The organism is Candidatus Epulonipiscium viviparus (assembly GCF_030708075.1).
Classification (GTDB): Bacteria; Bacillota; Clostridia; order Lachnospirales; family Cellulosilyticaceae; genus Epulonipiscioides; species Epulonipiscioides viviparus.
The window spans coordinates 2,761,988-2,782,529 of the sequence record NZ_CP117982.1 but is presented as its reverse complement, the minus strand read 5'-3'; the positions used below and the strand labels follow the sequence as shown (position 1 = coordinate 2,782,529).

Here is a 20,542-nt window from a genome sequence, read left to right as displayed (position 1 = left end):
AAAACCACTATCATTGCCAAATAAAATGGTAGCGTTGCTTTTACAACCTTTTCCGGCGGAGTTAAGAGCCCCAACGGCCCCTTAGTGTGTCATCAATTTTTGAATTTGCTTTCCATCGGCAACGTCCGCTGTAACAGTCAGAATTACCTCGCCTCTTTCCATCACGTTTATTATTGTACTATTCTTTAGAACAAAATCTAAGTATTGCTCCACTAGCAATATTGTAATCCCTTTCCATTCGTTTACTTTTTTTATGGCCACACCAATGTCTTCAATTATCGACGGTTGAATTCCTTCTGTGGGCTCATCGAGTATCAAAATTTTTGGCTCCGCCACCAACGCACGCGCAATCGCCAGTTGTTGCTGTTGCCCACCCGACAAATCTCCTCCTTTTCGCTTTGCAAACTGCGGCAGTATCGGAAATAAGTCGTATAGATACTCTGGAATTTTTCCACGACCTCCAATCGGCTGCAGTCCCAGCTCCAAATTTTCCTCTACCGTCATTTGCGGAAATATATCTCTGCCTTGCGGCACATATCCGATGCCCATTTTTGCTCTGCTATAGGTAGGGAGGTTGGTGATATCTGTGCTGTCGAGCGAGATGCTACCCCTTGGGGTTTTGGCGAGACCCATGATGCTTTTTAGCGTGGTGCTTTTGCCTACTCCGTTTCTGCCAATGAGACTTACGATTTCTCCCGCCGGAATATCAAGCGATAAATTTTCGATAATCATACTTTCATCATAATACGTATACAAATTTTTAATCTTTATCATGGCTCTTATCCCCTTCCCAGATAGACGGCTTGAACAGTTTGATCATTTAGGATGTCGTCGATATGCCCTTCTCTGAGCACCTTTCCCTCATGTAGTACTGTTACAACATCTGCCACTTGCTTCACAAATTCCATATCATGCTCTATCACGATTATTGTACATTCCTTTTTTATTTCCTTTAAAATTTCTCCGGTTTTAAACGTTTCTGGCTTACCCATGCCTGCTGCCGGCTCATCTAGCATAATTACTTCGGGCTTTTGCACTAGCTGCATTCCAATCTCTAGCCACTGCTTTTGCCCATGTGCCAATGCCCCAGCTCTGGTGTCTATCTTGTCTAGCAAATCAATTTTTCTTAGCACCCGCTCGATTTCTGAATATTCTTGTAGCGAAGGCTTTTTTAAGATACTATCCCAAATGCCTTTATGCGATTTTAACGAAAGCTCCATATTCTCTCTCACTGTTAGATTTACAAACACCGATGGCACCTGAAATTTGCGGCCTATACCTTTTCTTACAATTTGATATTCCTTCATTCCCGTTAGCAATATTCCGTTATGCCCTTTAGGAAAAAACGAAACCTTCCCCGAAGTGGGCTTCGTCTTTGCGCATATAATATCTAGCAGAGTTGTTTTGCCCGCACCATTTGGGCCTATAAAAAAATGAATTGTGTTGCGTCTAACTTTGGATGTCACGTCTGTCAATGCGTGAAAACCATCAAAGCAAACTGATATTTGACGGATATCTATTACTGTATCTGACATAGCCTATGCCTCCTTTGATATCGCCACGACCACTGTCGGCGACTTGCGCTTTTTTAACTTTGCTATTGCAGCTGGGATTTGCTCTTTTGCCAAGCCCACCAATCCACCTTTAAAAAATAGGATCGTTAAGCAAAATACTGCCCCAATTATATATTGCCACGCTTCTACAAAAATTCCAGAGCTCAGGTTATACTGACCAATGTTGATCAAAAAAGCCCCGATTACTGCTCCGATTATGGTACCTCGACCTCCTACTGCAACCCAAATTACCATCATGATCGAAAACTCTATCGTCATTTCAGACGGCGTAATGCTTCCGTTAAAGTTTACAAATATCGCGCCTGCTACCGCCGCAATTACTGCAGACAATACGTATACAAAAGTCTTAAACAAACTTACGCTATATCCCGAAAAATAAGTTCTGTTTTCACCATCGCGGATCGCAACCAACACTCTCCCAAACTTTCGACCTACCAAAAACTTTGCAAATACATAAACCAGTATCAGAACTGCCAGTGTCGCATAGAACAACAAAAACATATTTCCGCGGTTGGCATCCCCTTTTACGCTTCCAAACAACGACTTGATTTCTGTTATTCCAACGTTTCCATTTGTATATGGCGACAGCGAAATAAATATTGAATACATGGCCCATGTTAGTGCCTGCGAGATGATCGAAAAGTATACTCCCTTAACTCTATTTTTAAACATCATATAGCCCACCAAAAATGAAACTGCTGCCGGAATGGCTATCATAAAAAACATCGCATTTGGTAGATATTCAAATATTTTCCATATTAATGGTAGTTCTTCTATACCTCCCACTCGCATAAAGTCCGTAATTTCTCCTCCCGTACTCACCAATTTTAAGTACATTGCCATCCCATAGCCCCCGAGCGCAAAGTATAGCCCATGCCCCAAGCTAAGTATTCCTGTGTATCCCCAAATTAGATCTATGCCTATCGCCACAATTGCATATGCCATGCATTTTCCTATAAAGATTACTGTTGAGCTTCCGCCTATTAAGTTTAATTGCAATAGCACCGGAACCATCGCTAAAATTATTACAATCACCGCAAAGCTGATATTTTCTCCTTTTCCTTTCATTGCAATCCCCCCTTAATCTAAGTCTCTACTTCTCACTACAAACAATCCTTGTGGCCGCTTTTGCAAAAATATTATCACTATGAATAACACAATTGCTTTTGCCATCGTTGCGGATGTATAGTTCTCTGCAAATATACTAGCAAACCCTATGATTGCCGCACCGATCACACTGCCTTTGAGATTTCCAACGCCGCCCAACACTACCACCATAAAGGCATACACGATATAGTTTTGCCCCACTGTGGAATCCACCGAGCCTAGCAGCGATATCGAACAACCTGCTATCCCCGCAATTCCCGAACCTATTGCAAATGTCAGATTATCTACTCGCCTCGAATTTATGCCCATACATTGTGCCATTCCTCTGTTTTGCATTACTGCTCTCATCTGTTTGCCAAATCCCGAACGATACATTATGTACCATGTCAATACAATACACATTACCACGCTGAAAATTATGAAAAGTCTGTTATACGAAAGGGTAATTCCTCCTATCGAAATACCTCCAAACAAAAATTCTGGTGCTTTTACATTTACGCCTTGCGCACCAAAAATGGACCTTGCCAATTGTTGTAATATAAGGCTGACTCCAAATGTTGCTAGAAGCGAATCAATTTCACGACCATATAATCTCGAAATTACCAGCTTTTCTAGTAGACTTCCGATTGCAAATGCCGCCAAGAATGCTATCGGTATCGCAACCACATAATACCAACTTTGAAATTGCTCTGGCACCACTGCTGCAAACACCATCTGCACCACATATGTTGCATATGCGCCAATCATGATAAATTCTCCATGAGCCATATTAATTACGCGCATTAAACCAAATGTTATTGATAATCCCAACGAGGCCAATAAAATTATTGATGTCAAACTCAATCCATTAAATAGTGTATTTACAAATTGATTCATTCTTACCCTCTCCCTCACAAATTTTTAACGTATTATTTCTGCCCAATCATAGGTTGTTAGATATGGATCTGGCGCTACTGCCTCTCCTGTTGCAAAGACTTCGTAGATCAACCCGTCTTCTCTTACTTCTCCTATGCGCACCGGCTTTGCTAGATGCTGATTTTGTCCATCGATTATGACGGTTCCTTCTGGCGCATCAAAAGATACTGCCCCTGTTGCTATTGCGTCTAACACATCTTCTACCGCAAAGCTGCCTGCCATCTCTACCGCCGCTTTCCATAGGTAAACCGCGTTGTATGCCGCTTCAGCCGGGTCGCTTGTTACTCTGTTGGCACCAAACATGTCTTTGTACGCTTCAACAAATGCTTCGTTTTCTGGTGTATCTGTAGTTTGATAATAATTCCAGGAAACCAAGTGATCTTGTAATATCTCTGCCCCGATTGTCGCAACCTCTTCTTCTGCAATCGAAAAAGACATAGTCATATAATCTTCTGCTGTATAATTTTTCTCAGACATTTGCTTAAAAAACGATACGTTGCCAGTTCCGTTTAGCGTATTTATTATTACGTCTGGATCGGCTTCTTCTATTTTGGCGATGATAGCCGCGAAGTCGGTTTGCTCCATATCTGCATACTCTTCTCCCACTATATGTATGTCATCATAAGCTGCAAGCTGAGCTTCTATGATCATATTGGCAGTTCTTGGAAATACATAGTCGGATCCTAATAAGAAAAAGTCATCGTAACCTTGGTCTATCAGATATTCTATTGCGGGTACGATTTGCTGATTCGGAGCCGCTCCTGTATATACAATATTACTACTCGCTTCCATTCCTTCGTATTGAACAGGATACCATAGTAATGCGCCATAATCTTCGAATATCGATTTTACTGCCTTGCGTGATGAAGAGGTCCAGCAACCAAAAACCGCCGCCACATCTTCGCTATCAACTAGTTTTTCAGCTTTTGTTGCAAAAGTTGAAGGGTCAGATGCACCATCTTCGGAGATGTATTCGATCTGCTTTCCTAAAACTCCCCCTGCTTCGTTGATCTGAGTGATTGCCAACACCTCCGCATCGCGCACGGATTTTTCGCTAATTGCCATCGAACCTGTCAACGAATGTAATAATCCAACTTTTACAGTATTATCATCCGCTACCTCACTGTTGCATCCTGTTATTCCTATCATAGATACTAAAATTGCAATTGCGCCACCAAATTTTTTCATTTTCATTTCCCCCTCTTAAAATATAAAAAGATCAACACCCATGCAAATACAGGCGTTGACCCCATTGTCAACAAAATATAAAAAAAGCCAGCATCCCCAAAAATGAATGCTGACCCCATTGTCAATCTTATAACTCTATAATATTAGCACCACTCGAAATTTATTCCAAAATTTTTAAAATTTTTTGCAGCTTCCAATGCTGGCAATCTATATTATATTTTAAATGAACTCTTTAATGGCACAATTTGATTAAATACTAGCTTGTCTTTTGTAGTATATTTGGTATCTACATTGAAAAATCCATGTCGAACAAACTGAAATTTATCCAATGGTTTTGCATTTTTAATCGCTTCTTTTTCTATATATCCCTCAAATATTTGAAGCGAATTTGGATTGATTTGTTCTAAGAAATGCTTCCCTTTATTTTCTTCTTTATCATCTTCTATCAATGGCTCAAAAAATCTAAACTCGCATGGCAGCGCATCTTTTACGCTTATCCAATGAATTGTGGATTTTACTTTTCGTGCAGTAAAGCCACTTCCACTTTTAGTTTCTGGGTCGTATGTTGCTCGGATTTCTGTTACATTGCCCGCATCGTCTTTAATAACATCGGTACATTTTATAAAATATGCTCCCTTAAGGCGCACTTCATTACCCGGAAACAGTCTAAAATATTTCTTTGCAGGCACTTCCATAAAGTCATCTCGTTCTATATAAATCTCTCTTGAAAACAAAATTTTTCTGCTTCCCATTGCTTCGTTTTTAGGGTTATTCTCAATTTCCACATACTCAGTTTTATCTTCTGGATAATTTGTAATAACCACTTTTAGAGGATTGATGATTGCCATAGCCAGAGGAGCCTTTGGAAGCAAGTCTTCTCGTACGAAATAGTCTAACATCTGAGAATCCACTACCGAACTTGCCTTTGCAACACCAATTTCGAAGCATAAGTTTCTAATTGCTTCTGCTGTATAACCGCGTCTTCGAAGCCCTGATATAGTTGGCATTCTGGGATCGTCCCATCCGTCAACTATTCCTTCATCTACTAGCAACTTAAGCTTTCTCTTGCTCATAACTGTATTGGTCATATTTAGGCGCGCAAACTCTATCTGACGAGGAACGCTTTCCATTTCACATTCTCGAACCACCCAATCGTATAGCGGGCGATGATCTTCAAACTCCAGCGTACATATCGAATGCGTGATCCCTTCTATAGCATCTTCTAGAGAATGCGCGAAGTCATACATTGGGTATATGCACCATTTATCGCCAGTATTGTGATGCGTATTATGAGAAATGCGATATAAAATAGGGTCACGGAAATTGATGTTTGGGCTACTCATATCAATTTTGGCACGCAACACACGCGATCCATCTGGAAAATCTCCATTCTTCATTTTTTCAAATAATTCTAGATTTTCTGCCACACTTCTATTGCGATACGGACTATCTTTGCCTGGTTCACTCAGAGTTCCGCGATATTCTTTCATTTCTTCGGGAGTTAGTTCACATACATACGCAAGTCCCTTTTTAATCAGGAGCACTGCCTTAGCATACATAGTGTCAAAATAGTTTGATGCAAACAACAGCTGATCCCACTTAAATCCAAGCCATTTTATATCTTCTTGAATCGAATTTACGTATTCTTCATCTTCTTTAGTAGGGTTGGTATCATCAAATCTCAAATTTACCTTGCCATTAAATTGTTTAGCAATGCCAAAATTTAAGCATATACTCTTTGCGTGACCTATGTGCAAATAGCCATTTGGTTCTGGCGGAAATCTCGTTATGATCTGATCATGCTTTTTTGACTCTAAATCCTTCTCAATAATTGTATTTATAAAATTTGACTGTGTCTTAGTTTCCATAATTATCCCTTCAAGTTAAAATTATACTCTCAGTATAACCATGTTTTTGCATTTATATAACATCTCTCCCTGCTTCGACCGCCAAAAAATTTAAATTTTTTTCAATTTATGTATAAGATCAGAAAATACCTGGCATACTATTTCCGTAATTATTTTATTTTTTTTTAAAGGAGATATTTGAGATGGCAAAAAATAAGAATAACAAAGCTAAGAAGAAAACTAAAGACAGATCTAATGTTCAAAGTTCTCAGACTGAAGAACTTGTTATGGAAGTTGCAGAAGAAATTACTCCATCTAAAAAAAAGAAAAAATAACACACGCAATATAAAAATGGGGCTGTTATCGCTAAATAATAGCCCCCTATACATATCAATTACCTTTAGATTACCCTGCTATCGCGGTGCTGTCTTCGGTCATGTCTTCATCTTTTTTAAATAGCTTCTTGATTCCTTCGTATGTTACGCTTGCGCCTAATCCTGCTATTAGAATTGCAAATATCAATTGTAAAATGTTTCCAGCATTGATACCTTCGCCTGCCCCAAACAAGATAACTAGCTTAATAATATTTTGAGCCAACGCAGAAAACGTGATTATCATCATTACACATATCGGAATAATCAACATCCCGTTCTTCTTTTTTGCATGCTTTAGATACACCGCACAGGCTAGCAACGCTATTACGGATAGCAACTGATTTGATGCCCCAAATAATGGCCAAATTGCCGCATACCCTAACTTTGCCAATGCATATGCCATCGCCAATGTCGCCAATGTTGCAAAATATTTATTTGCCAATACGGTAGTTACCGCGTTTGGCTTTTTGGTATCATCAATAAACAACTCTTGAAAAGATATTCTCCCAATTCTCGCAACAGAGTCTAAACTTGTTAACGCAAATGCCGAAACTGCTAAATTTATTAATGTAAAAACTACATTATGTGGAAGTCCCAAAGTGTTCAAAAAGTTGGCAATTGCTCCTGCAAAAATTTGTGCCGGCGTTGTGTATCCGTTGGCAGCAGCTTCCCCCGAAGCAAACGACGCAACCGCTATCAATGCGATTACGGCTAACAATACTTCTAACAACATAGACCCATATGAAATCGGCAGCATGTGCTTTTCGTTTTTAATCTGCTTAGATGATGTTCCAGAAGATACTAGTGAGTGAAATCCTGAGACTGCGCCACATGCAATTGTTACAAACAAGAACGGGAACATGCTCAATCCCCCTACATTAAATGCCGTAAACATCTCCATATTGATCTCAGGATTAGCAACAAATACTCCCACCACTGCGGCCAAAATCATGATTACCAACAGGTATGAGTTTAAATAGTCACGAGGTTGAAGCAACGCCCAAACTGGAGTAATGGTTGCAATGCCAATGTATATAAATATTATTAGATGCCAACTAGACCCTTCAACAAAAATAGGAAACATCATTCCGAGCGCTATCCCCGCAACGAGCAACGCTACCGCAATACTAGTATTTATACCTTTACTAAATCGATACTTTTTTAGAATAAATCCGAGCGCTACTGCCTCTGCAATAAAAATCATCGATGTGCTCGCAACAGCACCGTTGGCTTCGATCTCTGCTCCAGAATTTGCAAAGCCATCAAATGTTGCTGCAACAATATCCGCAAACGCGGCGATCACCAAGATGCAAAACAGCCAGCAAAATAGTAAGAACATCTTTTTACCCAATTTTCCTATATACTTTTCTATTAAATAGCCTATAGTTTTACCTTTATTTTTAACAGAAGCGTACATCGAAACAAAGTCTTGTACCGCACCAAAAAATATTCCTCCGATGATAACCCATAATAGAACTGGCAACCACCCAAACATAGCGGCCTGAATTGGACCATTGATCGGCCCCGCCCCGGCAATCGACGCGAACTGATGTCCAAACACCACATTCGCATCTGCAGGAACGTAATCCACTCCATCTTCATATTCATATGCTGGAGTTTTTTTATCTGCATCAATGCCCCAAGTTTTTTCGAGCCACTTGCCATATAATATGTATGCCAATCCGAGAGCCACAATTGCAATTGCCATCATTGTAATACCATTCATTTTCTCTTCCTCCCTATTATTAAATCTTTTCTACAAATTCATTACAAAACAATTATATCACTTTTTGACGGCAGCGTAAACTATTATTGCAATTTTTGTTCACATCAAAAGTTTTTTAAAAAATTTTGAATATTTTTTAATAGTATCAATTATCGGTTTATGATAATATAAAACAGTAAAAATCTTTCTTGTTAGGAGTTTAATTATGATAATAGAAGCAGCAGAGTATTCAAAAGAACATTTAAATAATTACCTTAAAACTATCGATGAAGTAATTTCAAAAGGTCCGTATAAAGATGACTGGGAAAATCTCGTTAACTATCCGGTTCCAAAATGGTATCGCGACGCAAAGTTTGGAATCTTTATGCACTGGGGCGTATATACTGTACCTGCATTTGGCAGTGAATGGTATCCCAACTTTATGTATCGCAAAGAAGCCATCCAGCGCGGCAAAGATATTTATTCATTTCATCAGGAAAATTTTGGAGCAGGAATTGACTATCGCGACTTTGTGCCTATGTTTAAGGCCGAAAAATTTGATGCAGATGAATGGGCTGAATTTTTTAGAGAATCTGGTGCCAAGTTTGTAATGCCCGTTGCCGAACATTGTGATGGATTTCAGATGTATGATAGCGTGTTAAGCGATTGGTGTGCGAGCAAGATGGGACCACAAAAAGATGTGATGGGGCTTTTGAAAACCGCCATCGAAGCAAAGGGGATGACATTTTGCGCATCATCGCATCGAATGGAACATTACTGGTTTATGGGCGGAATGCGAGAGCGAGAAGATGACCCTGTCACGTATATTCCATATGGGGATATGTATTGGCCATCTTATGAGCGTAAATTTGATACCGAAAGCGGCGAAAAAACTCCTTCATTTGGAGCAATCGACTTGGTAAATATCGATGAATTGTTTATGCAAGACTGGCTTGCTAGAACCTGTGAAATTGTGGACAAATACCGACCTAAAATTATGTACTTTGATTGGTGGATACAAATTAAACCGATGAAACCGTACCTCAAAAAATTTGCAGCATACTATTATAACCGCGGCAAAGAATGGGGCGAAGAAGTTACTATCAACTATAAAAACGACGCATTTGCGCATACTTCTGCAGTCAAAGATATTGAGCGAGGACAACTTAGCGGCATCTCGCCATACTTCTGGCAAAACGATACTTCTGTTGCCAAAAACTCTTGGAGCTACACACCTGGCAATATTTATAAAGATGCCAGCGAGGTTGTTGCCACGCTAGTTGATGTGGTTAGCAAAAACGGTTCCTTGCTTCTTAACGTGGGGCCTAAATCAGATGGTACGCTTCCAGAAGGAGACGTCAAAGTTTTGAGAGATGTTGGCAAATGGCTTCGAGTGAACGGCGACGCTATTTATGGATCGTATCCGTATCGAAAATATGGCGAAGGGCCTACTGTAACAGAAGAGGGTCACTTTAGCGACATGAACTTTAAGGGCTATGCTACCGATGATTTTAGATTTACGTGCAACAAAGCCAAAATATATATCTTTGCAATGAACTGGCCTGCCGATGGCGTAATTCACGTTAAAACATTTGGAAACGTGCAACACAACAACCGCTTTAATGCCGTAATCAAAAAGGTTTCTATATTGGGGCACGGAGAATGTGAATTTAGATCTTGCGACGCGCATCTAACCATTATTGGACCAAAAATTAAGACCAAATATCCGGTAGTAATCCAACTGGATGTAGATTAATATAATACCGCCGCAGCTACTGATTTTTTAGTATTTGCGGCATCAGCAATACTCGATGTTTTTTATTTTTCTATCCCATTTACGCAATTAACTATGTTTCCATTTTGAAACTTTTGCAAATTATCCACTGCAATATCGAGCAATCGTTGCCTACTTTCTATTGGTGCCCAACTTATATGCGGTGTAATTATACAATTTTTGGCATAAAGGAGAGGGTTGTTTGCTCTAACCGGCTCTTCACACACTACGTCCAAACCTGCGGCATAAACTTTTCCCGAATTTAACGCATCAGCCAAATCTTCTTCTACAATTAGCGACCCTCTAGAATTATTAATGATAATTACACCGTCTTTCATTTTATTAATATTTTCTTTACAAATAATACCTTCTGTCTCTTTAAACAATGGACAATGCAACGAAATTACATCGGATTTGGCAAGTAACGTATCCATAGCCACGTATTCCGCGATCGATTTTCCTTCATCAGTTTCATAATTATCCACCGCGATGATTTTCATTCCCATTGCTTTTGCAATCTTTCCGGTATTAATTCCTATGCGTCCAAAACCTATGATTCCTAATGTTTTACCAGCCAATTCGATAAGAGGAAAATCCCAAAAGCAAAACTTTTGATCTGCTTCCCATCGACCATTTTTTACTTCATTTGCATGATGACCTATATGATGACAAATTTCTAGCAATAGTCCGATTGCAAATTGACCAACAGCTTGCGAACCATATGAAGGCACGTTACACACTGCAATTCCATTTTCCTTGGCGGCATCGATATCGACGATGTTATATCCTGTTGCTAATAAGCCTATAAATTTTAAATTTGGTGACTTTTCGATAACCTCTCTATCTAGCGGTGTTTTGTTGGTATAAACTGCAGTTGCATCTCCTATTCTCTCCAAAATAGCTTTGTTGTTAAAATCAGTTTTATCATATACAGCCAAATCTCCCAGCTTACTAAGAGGTTCCCAACTGAGCTCTCCAGGATTTAGCATATGACCATCTAAAACAACTATTTTCATATAATTTACCTCCAATATTTAATATATTTCCGAAATATGTTCATTATATCATGCATCGTTCATATATTATAGATCACTTGATCTTTTTGTTACATAAATTTATAACATTCAGCAGTACTAAAATCAAACTAATATTATATACCACCACAGTTTCGCGCGTATTTAAAGTTCCACTTATGGACAGGGCTAATATCACACTACTCGCCAAAAACAACAAAATGATGTTAAACTTTATCGCAAAGAGAGTTACATTTGAAAGTTTTTTGATATACAAAAGTTTGGTAATCTCATCACCCATTATAACAATATCTGCAGCATCGAGGGCAACATCGTTACGCACTGATCCTATAGCAATTCCAACATTTGCCGTTTTTAGAGCGGGGGCATCATTGATTCCATCTCCTATCATGCATACGTTTGATGGCTTTTCTATAAGAGATTGAACGACCACCACTTTACCTTCTGGCAAAAGTTCTGCGTATACATTATTGATACCAACTGCCTGAGCTATGAAATTGGCACTCTTTACATTATCTCCTGTTAGCAACACCGCCTTATTTACGCCTAGCTCTCTCAACTTCGCAACTACACTGAATGATTCTTTTCTAATTTTGTCAGCGAATCCTATTAATCCAATTATTTTGCCATCAACGGCCACTATGTCTATTATCTTTCCTTGATCCACTAGCAAATTTATGGCCTCTTGAATGCTTTTGGAAATTCTTATCTTTGCATCTTCTCTCACCAATCTTTCGCTTCCAGCAAAAACAGTTTTATTATCCCATTTGGCCAAAATACCTTTGCCTTCTAAACTTTCAACATCCTGAAGTTCTAATATCGGTATATTATTATTAATAGCATATTTTTTGAGAGCTCTTCCGATTGGATGTATCGATTGCCATTCTACCGACGCGGCTATGCTGATTATTTTTTGTTCGTCATATTCAAATGCTACAACATCAGTGATTCTCAACTTTCCTTCTGTGATTGTACCAGTTTTATCAAAAGCTATAGTACAAGCGTCACCCATCTGCTCTAGCGCTATTCCAGACTTGATAACCACGCCCTGCTTTGTGGCACGCCTTACTGCCGAGATCACTGCAACTGGAGTAATCATCGTTAATGTATATGGGCAAAATGTTATTAAAGCCGCCAGCGCGCGGTTCATTGCAAAATCTTTTTGATCTACATACAAATTTAACCCTATATATATTAATATTGCTGTTATAATCGCGACTAAAACCACCCACTTAGACCATCTGTCTATAACTTTTTCTATAGGAGCTTTTTTGGCCTCTGCCTTCGTTACCAACTTAATCATCTTTTGCATCGAAGAATTTTCAAAGGTTTTGATCGTCTTTATATCTACAGCATTGACGCTATTCGTTGTTCCTGCAAATACTCGATGACTTATACCTTTATCTATCGGCAAGCTTTCACCAGTTATGACACTCTGATTAACTGCAGTATAGCCTGCCACAATCACTCCATCGACCGGAAAATTTTCGCCTGGCAAAACTCTAACAATGCTTTCTAACGCCACTTCTTCTGTATCAACCATGGTTTCTATGATATGGCAATCATTTTTTATGGTAATTACCCGCGCTTTTTTAGGAATTACTTCTACAATATTATATACACTATCTTTTGCTTTTTGGATAACTCTATCTTGAATACTTTTACCCAAAACCATAACAAATATAATCTCTCCTGCGGTCACAATATCATTTACACATATACATGCCACTATTGCTATGCTTACAAGAACGGCAGAGCTTATGTAATGTTCTTTTATAAATCTACATATAGCCATATAAATAGTTGGCACCCCCAAAAGAATTACAGTAACCCACGCAAAGTTCACCATATTTATACTTAAAATACTCATTATCAAACAAATACCGGATATACTTAATATTAATTTTGAAGTTAATAATTTATTAAGTTTTTGCTGCATTTCATTACCTCATCTTTCTTTAACTTTAGTTCATACAAATTAATTATATGCCTGGGTGTATACTTAATTTACAAAATATACAGGTTTAAAACGAATTATAGTTTGTCCAAAATATTTATTGACATTTTTTAAAATCAATGCTACAATTTTTTTATAAATTACATAAATAATATATAGACATTTATTTAATCAAACATTAATACAATATTAATAATGCTTTTTAATAGGGGGGATGTATGTTATAACCAATTTTAACCAATTAATTAATGCATATACTGAAATAATTCTAAAGGAAAGGTGGATGGTTTAAATATAAACCTTTGGAGAAAATGAAACTAACTAAAAAATGTTTATTTAGCGGCTTGACAACTCTTTTTATCTTTACTATTGCTTGGGGAGCTAACGACACCACTACTATAGATTCTACACAATATTTAGCAGCCAATACTTTACCCAATATTAAAGCCCTTGAAAATAAAATAAATGTGACTTTTAGTATAGAATGCGATACTCTCTTAGAAGATGTGAATCGAAATAAGTTAAATTTTCTAAAACGCCGACGCGTTCCTGAAGATGGTGATATATATCCTACTAACATTGTTACTCTTTTGGAAAATGAGAGTGTTTTTGATTTATTGCTTCGCTTGAGTCAAGAGAATGAATTTGAGCTAGATTATTCTAATTTACTTTTTAGCGATGCAACACATATTGAAAGTATTGGCAACTTTGAAAAGTCTGATGCAGGAAGACGCAGTGGCTGGATTTATCGTGTCAACGGGATCTTTCCGAACTATAGCTGCACTGAATATAAACTATCCGATGGTGACGTTGTAGAGTGGCTTTATACTTGTGATTATGGTCGTGACCTTAACAACGGCAATAGAGTTTATCAATAGAAAATGATTTTTGCTTTGGGAGATGCCTTCAGATACATTGAAGCTCTCCCTTTTTTAATGCGCTGTTAACATTCAATGTTTAAAATGTATTCTTATAGTACATACTCTATTTAAAATAATATCATGTAGAGGAAAAATAATGAAAAATAAATTGATTATTAAAGGTGCACGCGAACACAATTTAAAAAATATTGATTTAGAATTAACTCGAGACCAACTGATTGTATTTACCGGACTTAGTGGCTCTGGAAAATCTTCATTAGCATTTGATACAATATATGCAGAAGGGCAAAGGCGTTATGTAGAATCTCTCTCTTCATATGCTAGACAATTTTTAGGACAAATGGAAAAACCCGATGTGGATCAAATTACAGGGCTTTCTCCTGCTATATCCATAGACCAAAAAACTACTAGCAAAAACCCTCGCTCTACTGTTGGAACAGTGACAGAAATATATGATTATTTACGATTATTATTTGCGCGAGTCGGAATTCCTCATTGCCCTAAATGTGGCAAAGAAATCAAAAAGCAAACCATTGACCAAATGGTTGATCAAATCTCCAAATTGCCTGCAAAAACTAAGATTATGCTATTAGCACCTGTTGTACGTGCCAGAAAAGGTGAACACAAAAAGATACTGCAATCAGCTGTTGAGCAAGGCTATATCAGAGCAAAAATTGATGGCGAATTGGTAGATTTAACTGAGGATGAAGTTACCTTAGATAAAAAGAAGAAGCATACCATAGAAATTGTAGTTGACAGACTTGTTATAAAAGATGGCATTAGCAAAAGATTAACCGACTCAATCGAAACAATTATGAAACTTACGGGCGGTATATTGATAATAGATGCAGGCACGCAAACACTACAATTTAGCGAAAATTTTGCTTGTCCTGATTGCGGCATAAACATAGAAGAGATCGAACCACGCTTATTTTCGTTTAACAATCCTTATGGAGCTTGCCCCGAATGTACTGGACTTGGTCAAACGCTAGAAGTGGACAAAGATTTGATCATTCCAAACCCAAATTTAACTCTCAGAGAGGGCGCAATTGCCGTTATCGGATGGGGCTCTATTGCGAATAAAGAAAGTTACGCCTATGCTTTATTTGAAAAACTTATGGAGCAATATAATTTTGACTTAGACACCCCTTTTATCAAATTACCGGCAACTGTTCAGAACATGATTTTATATGGCACCGATGGCAAAAAGGTTAAATTTACCTATTACGGAGAATATGGCACCAGAACTTATGATTATGCATTTACGGGCATCGTCGAACATGTCATGCGAAGATATAGAGAAACAACATCAGCAGGAATGCAAGCCGAGTATGAATCGTATATGACTAGCATTCCGTGTAGCCGTTGTCATGGCAACCGTCTTAAGGATAGCGCATTAGCAGTCACAGTTGCTGGTAAAAATATATCTGAAATAACTCAGTTGCCAATTGGAGATTTAAAAGATTTCTTTCTCAATATAAATTTATCTGACAGGCAGCTAGCAATAGGTGCTCAAATTTTAAAAGAGATCAATGCAAGGATAGGATTTTTGGTAGATGTGGGACTAGACTACCTTTCGCTTGCTAGATCCAGCGGAACATTATCTGGTGGAGAATCTCAACGAATACGCTTGGCAACACAGATAGGATCTGGCTTGGTAGGAGTCTTATATATATTAGATGAGCCTAGCATTGGTTTGCATCAAAAAGATAACGAAAGACTTATAAAAACGCTTATTAAATTGAAAAATCTTGGCAATACTCTAATTGTTGTCGAGCACGATGAAGAGACGATGGTTGCTGCCGACTGGATTGTGGATATCGGTCCTGGTGCCGGAGAACATGGCGGTGAGATTGTTGCCGCTGGACCCATCAGCAAGATAGTTAAGAACAAAAAATCCCTTACAGCAGATTATTTGAGCGGTCGTAAAAAAATAGCAATACCAGAAGTGCGCAGAGCAGGCAATGGTCATAAGCTTATAATAGAAGGTGCAAAAGAGAACAATCTTAAAGATATAACTGTTACTATTCCGCTGGGAGTTTTTACCTGCATAACCGGCGTTTCTGGATCTGGAAAAAGTACCTTAATTAATGAAATTTTGCTAAAAAAACTCGCCAGAGATTTGAATCGTGCCAAGGTCAAACCTGGTGCGCACAAAGATATTCTTGGACTTGAAAACTTGGACAAAGTAATTAGTATAGACCAATCTCCTATAGGAAGAACTCCTCGTTCAAATCCTGCCACATATGTTGGAGTATTCGATTTAATTAGAGATATTTTTGCGCAAACACAAGAGGCTAAAATAAAAGGCTATAAAAAAGGTCGATTTAGTTTTAATGTTAAGGGTGGGCGCTGCGAAGCTTGCAAGGGAGATGGTGTTCTAAAAATAGAAATGCACTTTCTTCCAGACGTATATGTTCCCTGCGAAGTTTGTCATGGAAAACGATATAATAGAGAGACATTGGATATTCAATATAAAGAAAAAACTATTTCCGATGTATTGAATATGACTGTTGCCGAAGCCTTTGAATTTTTTAAAAATATCCCCAGTATTGCAAAGAAATTAAAAACATTAATCGATGTTGGACTTTCTTATATCAAGCTTGGCCAACCATCAACAACTCTTTCTGGCGGAGAAGCTCAGCGTATAAAACTTGCCACTGAACTTAGCAAACGAACTACCGGAAAAACAATATATATATTAGATGAACCAACAACGGGGTTGCATTTTGCAGATGTAGATAAGCTTATCAGAATATTAGACAGGCTTGTAAATAATGGAAATACAGTTGTAGTAATCGAACATAATTTGGATATTATCAAAATTGCAGACTATATTATAGACTTGGGACCTCTTGGTGGAATCAAAGGGGGAACTGTTGTTGCAACCGGCACACCCGAAGAAGTCGCAACAGTAAAACAATCATATACCGGACAATTTCTAGAACGAATAATATTAGCAAACCAAACATAATCCCTATTATAGACTTCGCATTATACACTATAATCTATACTTGAAGGAGATTTTAACATGAAAAAAGTAGCATTAATCACAGGAGCATCTAGCGGGATAGGTCTGGAACTTGCCAAACTACATGCGTACAAAGGGGGCGATCTAGTAATCGTTGCGAAAACAACGGAAGATTTAACACACGTTGCCGAGCTAATCGATTCTAAATGTCAATCAAAAGTTTATTGCATTACAAAAGACCTATCTAAACCTGGAGCCGCCACAGAGCTTTATAACGAAATAAAGTCACAAGAAATAGAAATCAACTATCTCATAAACAATGCCGAACTTGGCAATCAAGGATATTTCTATGAACAAGACTTAGAAACCAACCTTGCCATGATGCAAATCAATATGATTGCCGTTACCGAACTTACCAGAAAATTTTTACCCGACTTTATAGCAAGAGGCTTTGGAAAAATTCTAAATACTTCATCCACAGCAGCTCTAATGCCCGGACCACTTCAAGCTGTATACTATGCCACAAAAGCATACGTTACATCTTTTTCTAATGCAATAGCGTCTGAACTCGAAGGCACCGGAGTAACTGTAACCGCACTAATGCCTGAGGCTACAGAAACTCGCCTTGCGCAACGATCTCGAACCGAAAAAACAGAATCATTCAAACAAACTGCTTCTGCTAGCAAAATTGCGCAAGAGGGATATGAGGCAATGATGCAAGGAAAGCTTGATATTATTGCAGGAATCCCATTTCCTCTTAGCATAATGTTAAAGACATCTCCATTTTTTTCTAAGAAGAAATTATTGAATCATATTAAGAAAAGTCAACAAGTAGAACAACTTGATACCGCACCTATACAATAAAAATGTGTATATCCCTACTCTAACAATGAATCTGGTCCTCTAAAAACTTTAACTGGGCTAGATTTATTTTATTTAAATCCATTGCCAATAAATGTAAGATTTGATATAATGTTTATCGACTATATTTTATCAACAAAAGGGTGGTTGTGGTATGAAAAACAAAGTATTACTAGGGGCAATAAGTTTATTTTTTTCTATGCATTCATCTACATTTGCTAAACCCATTGATTTTTTAGAGACACAAAATTTGTTTAGTGATATCAATATTTCAGATGAAGAGAAACAAAATTGGCTTATAGAAATCGGAATGTTGCAAGGCACTCTTGCACAAACAAAGTACGCACAAATAAATGGACAAAATGTAGCTTTATATACGTATGATAACGTGGATTATGTCTTTACCAATCCAGGTATAAACAACATGAATACAACGCAGGCCATTCTGACCGCCAACTCTCCTGCAAATCTCAACTTTACATTGTCAGATCAGATACTAACATCCGGAGCACTCGAAACTTATTTTTTACACGGTAGCAATGGGATTTACGTTCCAATAAACTCTCTTTCAAACATCTTTTCTATTGCAAATAACGGCAATTATTATTCCTTGGTCGAGAAAAAAAATAGTGAACTAAACAATCTTTTGCAAACATCCAGTTATGGGATTCACAATTTAACTTCAAATTTATTGAGTGTTACATATGAGGACAACTATAGTCAAACGTGGGAAATTGAAAATTTGTTTCCACAGTATACTTATGGTATAAATGCAGACAACATCAACATTACAAAAATCGAACAAAATGGTGAAACTATCTATACTCCTCCAAAAGTTGTAGATACTACCGCAGAATTTAATAAAATTGTAGCGACCAACACGCAGTATGTACAACAAAAAATAACGGCCAAAAATGAACAACTTGAAGCAACACGATTGGCAGAAGAGGCACGAATAGCAGAAGAAACGAAAAAAGCCGAAGAGGCAAGAAAAGCTGCAGAAGCACAAAAAGCTGCAGAAGCACAAAAAGCCGCAGAAGCACAAAAAGCTGCAGAGGCGAAGAAGCTCGAAGAAACAAATAAAACGCTTGATTCTATCGACGATTTTGATGCACAAGTTGAGTTTATAGAGGCAGTTAAAAAAGCTGAAGAATCGAGAATAGCCGAAGAAGCTCGAATAGCAAAAGAAATTTACCAAGTAGAAGAGACACGCATTTCATTAGAATTACAACAAGCTCAAAAGGCACGCGATGATATCCAAGCAATGGTTGATACAGAAAAAGCTAGACTGGATACCCTCGCCAACAACAAAACTACACCTCTTACATCTGCAGAACAAGCAGTTCTCACAGCCTTAACAAACGCCGTAAAAGTTTCACAGAGCCAAGTAGATACAGAACAAGCAAAACTCGATGCACTTGCCAAAGCCGAATCCGCACGTGCTCAAGCCGAAAAGGCCGCACTTAAAGCTGCAGATCAAGCTCGAATAAATTCACTTACAAAAATAGAAACCGAAAAAGCTAAGGCTCAAGTTCAGGCACAAAATTTAGAAGCAGTGTTTCCAGCATATATTATTAAAGGCAAAATGAGGTATTCAACAAACGGATTAAAAGCTGGTCAGGAAGTAACTATTCATATGGCAGAAGACGGGTACAGCTATTATATCGATACCAACAATTATCTAGAAACTAAAACTGGCTTAGTAGTTGTTCCTTGGGATAGCGTTAGCTTATACAATGACCCTCCAGTAAACAAAAATAGAGCAACGACAGAGCAAATTGAAACATATGTAAATAGCTTAGGGCTCACCAGCAAAACTAATCGCTTGGTTTGGACCGATTTACATAGGCAAAGAACCTATATATTCGAAAAGGAAGATGGCAAATGGGTATTATTTAAAGATTTAATATGCTCTACCGGGAAACGCAAGTCACCAACTCCTCGAGGCATTTATTCATTGACTGCTTATGTTCCTTATTTTGGAGTTAACAAGGGCTATATGGCCAAAAATGCAGTGCAATTTTTTGGAGACTATTTATACCATTCCATTATTTTTGACAAAACTGGCAGCTATTTATTGGAGGGATACGGAGTGCTAGGCGACCGCGCATCTCAAGGCTGCATTAGGTTTGATCCAGATGTGAGTGAGTGGTTTTACAAAAACATGAAACTTGGTACCGCCGTTTATATTAACTAAAAAAACTGCCATCTTTTGAAAAAATGTGTCAACAACGAAAGGTGGCAATTTAATCTATCCTTCATATAATATAGATATCTATACTTTATGGAAGGTGTGAAAATTATGTTATATAATAATTTTTGTCAACATAAACAAAACGAATATGAAAAAATTA

General features: G+C 37.9%; 15 protein-coding genes. 6 read left to right on the top strand and 9 right to left on the bottom strand.

Annotation, left to right across the window (positions count from 1 at the left end):
• Positions 1 to 81 precede the first annotated feature (81 nt).
• From urtE to PCY70_RS11860, 6 genes are all read right to left on the bottom strand, one after another.
• Positions 82 to 774, bottom strand: coding sequence for an urea ABC transporter ATP-binding subunit UrtE (gene urtE, locus PCY70_RS11885; protein WP_305767493.1), 693 nt, complete (start codon positions 772 to 774; stop codon positions 82 to 84).
• Between the two features lie 5 nt (positions 775 to 779).
• The gene (gene urtD, locus PCY70_RS11880; protein ID WP_010167791.1) at positions 780 to 1,535 is read right to left on the bottom strand and encodes an urea ABC transporter ATP-binding protein UrtD; all 756 of its coding nucleotides are present in this window, start codon (positions 1,533 to 1,535) and stop codon (positions 780 to 782) included.
• 3 nt (positions 1,536 to 1,538) lie between these two features.
• Positions 1,539 to 2,642 carry an urea ABC transporter permease subunit UrtC gene (urtC, locus tag PCY70_RS11875; RefSeq protein ID WP_044149706.1) on the bottom strand — a complete coding sequence of 368 codons (1,104 nt, stop codon included), beginning with the start codon at positions 2,640 to 2,642 and terminating at the stop codon, positions 1,539 to 1,541.
• Positions 2,643 to 2,654: 12 nt separating this feature from the next.
• Positions 2,655 to 3,557, bottom strand: coding sequence for an urea ABC transporter permease subunit UrtB (gene urtB, locus PCY70_RS11870; protein WP_305767492.1), 903 nt, complete (start codon positions 3,555 to 3,557; stop codon positions 2,655 to 2,657).
• Positions 3,558 to 3,581: 24 nt separating this feature from the next.
• Entirely contained in the window at positions 3,582 to 4,784 is a 1,203-nt protein-coding gene (urtA, locus tag PCY70_RS11865) for an urea ABC transporter substrate-binding protein (RefSeq protein WP_305767491.1), read from the bottom strand.
• Positions 4,785 to 4,996: 212 nt separating this feature from the next.
• Positions 4,997 to 6,652 (bottom strand): glutamine--tRNA ligase/YqeY domain fusion protein, encoded by a 1,656-nt coding sequence (locus PCY70_RS11860; protein ID WP_305767490.1) that lies wholly within the window; start codon positions 6,650 to 6,652, stop codon positions 4,997 to 4,999.
• Positions 6,653 to 6,834: 182 nt separating this feature from the next.
• On the opposite strand from PCY70_RS11860, the gene PCY70_RS11855 reads away from it, so the two are divergent.
• Positions 6,835 to 6,966 carry a hypothetical protein gene (locus PCY70_RS11855; RefSeq protein ID WP_305767489.1) on the top strand — a complete coding sequence of 44 codons (132 nt, stop codon included), beginning with the start codon at positions 6,835 to 6,837 and terminating at the stop codon, positions 6,964 to 6,966.
• Between the two features lie 70 nt (positions 6,967 to 7,036).
• On the opposite strand, the gene PCY70_RS11850 is transcribed toward PCY70_RS11855, so the two are convergent.
• Positions 7,037 to 8,731 carry a carbon starvation CstA family protein gene (locus PCY70_RS11850; RefSeq protein ID WP_305767488.1) on the bottom strand — a complete coding sequence of 565 codons (1,695 nt, stop codon included), beginning with the start codon at positions 8,729 to 8,731 and terminating at the stop codon, positions 7,037 to 7,039.
• 205 nt (positions 8,732 to 8,936) lie between these two features.
• On the opposite strand from PCY70_RS11850, the gene PCY70_RS11845 reads away from it, so the two are divergent.
• Entirely contained in the window at positions 8,937 to 10,466 is a 1,530-nt protein-coding gene (locus PCY70_RS11845; protein WP_305767487.1) for an alpha-L-fucosidase, read from the top strand.
• Positions 10,467 to 10,528: 62 nt separating this feature from the next.
• Here PCY70_RS11845 and PCY70_RS11840 read toward each other — a convergent pair whose 3' ends face one another.
• Together PCY70_RS11840 and PCY70_RS11835 are read right to left on the bottom strand one after the other, a co-directional pair.
• Positions 10,529 to 11,500, bottom strand: a complete 972-nt coding sequence (locus PCY70_RS11840; protein ID WP_305767486.1) for a D-2-hydroxyacid dehydrogenase — start codon at positions 11,498 to 11,500, stop codon at positions 10,529 to 10,531.
• A gap of 73 nt (positions 11,501 to 11,573) precedes the next feature.
• A complete protein-coding gene (locus tag PCY70_RS11835; protein WP_305767485.1) occupies positions 11,574 to 13,457 on the bottom strand; it encodes a heavy metal translocating P-type ATPase in 1,884 nt (627 codons plus the stop codon).
• A 329-nt stretch (positions 13,458 to 13,786) separates the two neighbouring features.
• Between PCY70_RS11835 and PCY70_RS11830 the strand changes: the two genes are divergently transcribed.
• The 4 genes from PCY70_RS11830 (at position 13,787) to PCY70_RS11815 (ending at position 20,385) form a co-directional block, all read left to right on the top strand.
• Complete coding sequence (locus PCY70_RS11830; protein WP_305767484.1) at positions 13,787 to 14,353, top strand: DUF4430 domain-containing protein; 567 nt, start codon at positions 13,787 to 13,789, stop codon at positions 14,351 to 14,353.
• Between the two features lie 139 nt (positions 14,354 to 14,492).
• Positions 14,493 to 17,330 (top strand): excinuclease ABC subunit UvrA, encoded by a 2,838-nt coding sequence (uvrA, locus tag PCY70_RS11825; protein WP_305767483.1) that lies wholly within the window; start codon positions 14,493 to 14,495, stop codon positions 17,328 to 17,330.
• 57 nt (positions 17,331 to 17,387) lie between these two features.
• Positions 17,388 to 18,191: an SDR family NAD(P)-dependent oxidoreductase gene (locus tag PCY70_RS11820; protein WP_305767482.1), complete on the top strand. Its 804-nt coding sequence runs from the start codon at positions 17,388 to 17,390 to the stop codon at positions 18,189 to 18,191.
• Positions 18,192 to 18,342: 151 nt separating this feature from the next.
• On the top strand, positions 18,343 to 20,385 hold the full coding sequence (locus tag PCY70_RS11815) for a L,D-transpeptidase (protein WP_305767481.1): 2,043 nt from the start codon (positions 18,343 to 18,345) through the stop codon (positions 20,383 to 20,385).
• Positions 20,386 to 20,542 lie beyond the last annotated feature (157 nt).